Raw genomic sequence first — 2,790 nt, forward strand, 5'->3', positions numbered from 1 at the left:
TGCAAAGGCAGCTAAAAATTTCGATCGGCCTGTGGGAGTTGATAACCCTCACTGCGTTTCCAATTCACCTGCTTGATGATGAAAACCGAAAGCTGGTCAGTCCGATTGTTGATACGTCAGGAGGGATTCCTGCCAGTGGAGGCTACGCTGAGGGTGGCGGAGTTGTTACAACGCCACATACCGGCGGTACTCAACTGGATGGGGTGCAGAAGGATGGCGCCTATGTGACTCCGGAGCACAAGCTGAATCCGGGGGTGATGTATAGTGAGGATGGCTCAGTAAAAGGAACTGGGGTATTACCAAAGCCATTAGTCTCAAAAGGTTCCGATGTAACGCCTGAAATTATTAAACAAGCATTGCAAGGCGATTCGGCTATTAGTACGCAAAAGGCTGTGTCACTTCCCATGATTCAGCGATATGTTGATAGGCTTTTGAAGGGCGATATAGCACCAGCAATTGATATGGATGAAGATGTGATTGTCGAAGGGAATCATCGATATATAGCGGCAAAGATATTGGGTAGAGAGCCTAGCGTAAAGCCTGGAGCGTTATCTCCAAATAAAGTTGAATTAAAAAGGCCGGTTGGTGAATTGAAAATTGATCCGGTAGATTGGGGTGGTTAATGATTGTTTTAAAATTTGAGACTGGAGAAAGTTTAGAGTTTGAGTTCGATAGCTTTGCTGGTTCAGATTTGAGGGGGGTGAATTTACATCGTGCAATATTTGAAAGTCTAGACCTCGTTGGTACAGACTTTACTGGTGCGAATTTGAGAAATGCTGTTTTTGATTTCTGTACTTTGAGTGGAGCTAAAATGGGTAAGACTGCATTGATGAACGCTACATTCAGCTGCTCAGTAATGAGAGGTGTTGACCTTTCAGACTCAATTGCTGCGTATGCTGATTTCTCTAGAAGTGATCTTTCAATGTCGAATTTGAAAAATGCAGATGTGGGAGGTGCTGATTTTAGAGGTGCTGACTTATGCGGCGCTAATGTTGACGTCAAGCGAATAGAGGAAGCTGATTTGTTTGGTGCTAAATATGATGAAAAAACTCTATGGCCAGAAGGGTTTTATCCTGAGCTCCACGGTGCAGTTAAGGTTAAGGCTTAGTGTTGGGTTTTTAAGTAAGTGTTTGCGGCGATAGCTCTATTTTATCGATGGAGAGATACATTTTGAGTCAGGTAGAGTTAACCGGTCCAATAGGTGCTTATGATCTGGCAAGCTCTATAAAACGTCTGGCTGGATACGTTGTTGATATGGCGGTTGTATTCTTTATTCTGCTTTTTGAAAAGTTTCATGCTGCATTTTTCTGTTCGCTTCAGCTCAGAACTGGGTCTGACGGTTTTTCAGGGTGTTGATTATTTCTTGACTTTGCTTGCTCTCGCCTACTTTTTGTTTTGCGATGCGCTGCCCAATGGGCAAAGTCTGGGGAAGCGTCTATTCAAGATGACTGTGGTTGGCTTTCCTTATGGACATCCTGTACCCCTCTTCAATCAGCCTTGACAAATTTTCCTAAAGCGTTATTCAGTATTTTGGATGGTGTATTTGTATTGTTTGGTTTGCGTCGAAGACTTGGCGATATGTTGGCTAGAACTGTTGTTATCAATTTGTGAAAGTTGAGGCCGAAAAGAACGGTGCCAAAGGAAAAGAGGGCACTGATGCAGCTTTACGCTGGAGTCAATTTGTGGCTAAGGGTGAGCGAAGTAAGATCTATTTTTAATTTTGTTAAGAGTATTAACGAAATGTTTGAATAGTATGGGGCTTGTCTTGTACGTGCGGAGTGTTTGACGAAGTACGAAGGTGCTGGGCTATTTGGGAGGCCGTTATCTGATCAAGGATGCAGCCCAAGGCAGCTATCGCCAAGAAAAGCAAGTAAGCCTTGCTTCAAGGAGATGGGGCTTTCGCAAACTCTCCAATGACAAAGCAGCTTCCAAGTATGTCGAAACAAACGGGAGGGTGGGATCAAAAAAATTCTCGCTTTAAAGTGGAGGCGACTGGAGAGGCTCATGTAAGTGGCGGTGCCGGAGTGTTGAATACTCAGTTGGGCAAGGGGGCTGTATTGGATATTTTTAATGAAAATATTCTTCGTGTTGAAATATTACGTTAGGTGGGGGTGGGGATGTTTTTATCTTTGGCTGAGAGTCGTGTGCCCATGAGATTAGTTTATCAATTGGCTGAGGAGCTTAGGCGTGATCCAGAGCAGGTTTTTTTAGTGCAGTCGTTGACTTTGGATAAAAATAGACCTTTGTTAGGGCTTAAGAGCAGTTTTGGACTTTTTGGTTCTAAGGAGTGGTGGGGTAATATTAGTTGTGGCGTTATGCCTGCAAAGAAAATTTCTGGTGTTATAGTTAGGACCTATTATTCTGGTCAGGATGGTGATATGCCTGATAATACAATGGATGTGATGCTGGATGAAGGTGTTTTGTGTACTGAGGGTATTTATGTTCATGATGAAGAGGATGTCAGTTTTTATCAGGTTGGCTCACGTGTTGAAGTTTTTTATGTGCTTGATCCACTGAAGGATGAAAGTTTGTCTCGTGATCAGTCTGGCGCTTCTAAAATAGTAATAGAGGTTGCGGTTTCGGTTGGGAGGGCGAACGTTTGATTAGTTGAAATCACAGGCAGATATTGATTTCGGCAGTGGAGCGATTTTTCTAGTTTGTAGGAAATTATAAAACTACGTGTAATAGGGAAGATTTACATGATTAAGATTGTCTGCAAGGTCGCCTCTGTTGTCTCTATAGTCTTGCTTTATGGCTGTGCCTCAGCCCCATCTATGGAAAAGATGCAAG

At 43.2% G+C, this 2,790-nt stretch carries 4 protein-coding genes and 1 pseudogene; all 5 read left to right on the forward strand.

Translation table 11 applies throughout. The features are described from left to right. Positions 1-623 (forward strand): annotated as a pseudogene (locus BLX41_RS33500) (hypothetical protein); the annotation flags it as partial. Next, a complete protein-coding gene (locus BLX41_RS04170) occupies positions 623-1,108 on the forward strand; it encodes a pentapeptide repeat-containing protein (protein WP_103289612.1) in 486 nt (161 codons plus the stop codon). The pseudogene BLX41_RS33500 and the gene BLX41_RS04170, both read left to right, overlap by 1 nt. A gap of 186 nt (positions 1,109-1,294) precedes the next feature. After that, positions 1,295-1,501, forward strand: coding sequence for an RDD family protein (locus BLX41_RS34385; protein WP_259744395.1), 207 nt, complete (start codon positions 1,295-1,297; stop codon positions 1,499-1,501). 433 nt (positions 1,502-1,934) lie between these two features. Then, positions 1,935-2,105, forward strand: coding sequence for a hypothetical protein (locus tag BLX41_RS33505; RefSeq protein WP_185073371.1), 171 nt, complete (start codon positions 1,935-1,937; stop codon positions 2,103-2,105). A gap of 12 nt (positions 2,106-2,117) precedes the next feature. Next, the gene (locus BLX41_RS33315) at positions 2,118-2,603 is read left to right on the forward strand and encodes a hypothetical protein (protein ID WP_148059682.1); all 486 of its coding nucleotides are present in this window, start codon (positions 2,118-2,120) and stop codon (positions 2,601-2,603) included. The last annotated feature ends 187 nt before the right edge of the window (positions 2,604-2,790 follow it).

The sequence above is a fragment of the Pseudomonas protegens genome (assembly GCF_003732485.1).
Lineage (GTDB): Bacteria > Pseudomonadota > Gammaproteobacteria > Pseudomonadales > Pseudomonadaceae > Aquipseudomonas > Aquipseudomonas protegens_B.

Coding starts and splice junctions, on each gene's coding strand:
- BLX41_RS04170 (WP_103289612.1), top strand. CDS start 623: ATGATTGTTTTAAAATTTGAGACTGGAGAAAGTTTAGAGTTTGAGTTC.
- BLX41_RS34385 (WP_259744395.1), top strand. CDS start 1,295: ATGCTGCATTTTTCTGTTCGCTTCAGCTCAGAACTGGGTCTGACGGTT.
- BLX41_RS33505 (WP_185073371.1), top strand. CDS start 1,935: ATGTCGAAACAAACGGGAGGGTGGGATCAAAAAAATTCTCGCTTTAAA.
- BLX41_RS33315 (WP_148059682.1), top strand. CDS start 2,118: ATGTTTTTATCTTTGGCTGAGAGTCGTGTGCCCATGAGATTAGTTTAT.